Below are 1582 nucleotides of genomic sequence, written 5' to 3'. Positions count from 1 at the left end.
CCTTGTATGGGGATTTCGTTGTCAAGGGGCCTTCACTGATTTCGCGGTAAAGCGGTCAGGATAGCCATAACAGAACGGTTGGTCACTGCCTTGTGCATTGGTCCGCGAGCATCAAATTCGAGGGGAGCCTGCCTTTGGGCGCATCGCATTACGCCGCAACCTTGTATTCGGTGGGTCTGCAAAAGACCCGGACCATGAAGCAGTCATTGGCTTCAGCAGCAAGGCTCCGAGGCGGCGGGCCCATTCTCATGACGGCAAATAACGCCATGGTGTCCATCGGGACACCGCCACCTCGAATCGATACGCGCGGGCGTCATTACGGCGGTTGATCCGTCAGGCGCCCTGCAGTGTGTTCAGTTCATCGGGCGCAATGTGACGCCCATCGGGATTTCGCCGACGGTAACCAATCGCCAGAGCGCGATGAGTAACTTGCGTGCGAGCGCCACGATCATCGTCGTCTTGCGGGCGCCCTGTGCCGCTCGTGCCTGGAACCATTGCGTCAGTTCGCTATTCTTTTGGAATCTCAGGAAGCGCCAGGCCAATTGGATCAGCCCGCGTCGCACCCGGGCGTTGCCTGCCTTGGCCAACCCCTTTTCGCGTCGTTTAGATCCGCTCTCGTCGGGGGAGCCTGTCAGACCGGCGTAACGCGCCACCGCGCGCCGGTCTCTGAGGTTGCGGCTAAGCACCTCGTGGACCAGCATGTCGGCTGTCTCAATCCCGACACCAATCACGCGCGCCAATAGCACAACCATTGCATTATACCCCGACGCGGGCGCCTGCTCAAGCTGGGCAATTCTGGCTTTTTCAATCGTCGTGATCTGATCGCGCACCACCGCAAGCCGAGCCATGTCGCGCCGCATCTCTTCCAGCATATTCGGCGGAAGCGGCTGTCCTTCCGAAGTGCGCAGGTCCGGCAACTTCTTCGGCGCCCGGCGAAGCTCGGGCTTGAAGCCACGGATGCCGAGCCGAGCCAGCGCCCCTTTCATGCGATTGACTATCCGCGTTTTCTCGCTGACCAGGTTCTCCCGCTCGCGGCTCGGCCGCTTGGCATCCTCTTCCGCCAGTGATGGGATCGCCACCATGCGGCAGTGGCCACGCTCGCCACGCAGCCAACCCAGGAACACGCGCATCAGCATGGCCGTGTCTAGCCTGTCGGTTTTCGCCCGTCGGTGTTCACGGTTCACGGCGACGCTGGTTGAATGGATGACGTGAGCGTCTATGCCTCGCGTCTGCAGCCACCGGGCCAGCCAGAAGCCGTCTCGCCCAGCCTCGAAGGCCAGCGCGACCCGGTCTATCGGCATGCCCGCAGCCTCCGCCTCCGATCGCCAACGCGCGATCAAACCGAGCAATGCATTGGGATCGGGATCGAGTTTCTTGAGGGGGTGTCGCTGAACGCCGGGAAGCATTCCGGCCACCAGCCAGTTATTTTGACTCATTTCTACAACGACGAGCACAGTGCGAGCTTGATCCAATACAGTGATTGATCGGCTGAGATCGTCGACTTTGGACATGATAGTCTATCCTTCGGGTTGATCGTACGACGATGGTGCCACCTCGCCGCTCCCCCGCATAGCTTCTCATG

Annotated in this window: 1 protein-coding gene; it reads right to left on the bottom strand. The window is 60.7% G+C overall.

The features are described 5' to 3' along the window. Window positions 1-353 precede the first annotated feature (353 nt). Window positions 354-1511: an IS110 family RNA-guided transposase gene (locus NKJ12_RS32010; RefSeq protein ID WP_352613659.1), complete on the bottom strand. Its 1158-nt coding sequence runs from the start codon at window positions 1509-1511 to the stop codon at window positions 354-356. Between the last annotated feature and the right edge of the window lie 71 nt (window positions 1512-1582).

This window comes from Mesorhizobium sp. M0195, assembly GCF_040322115.1.
Classification (GTDB): Bacteria; Pseudomonadota; Alphaproteobacteria; order Rhizobiales; family Rhizobiaceae; genus Mesorhizobium.
The sequence above is the reverse complement of the archived record's forward strand: the minus strand, read 5'-3'. Positions and strand labels throughout refer to the sequence as shown.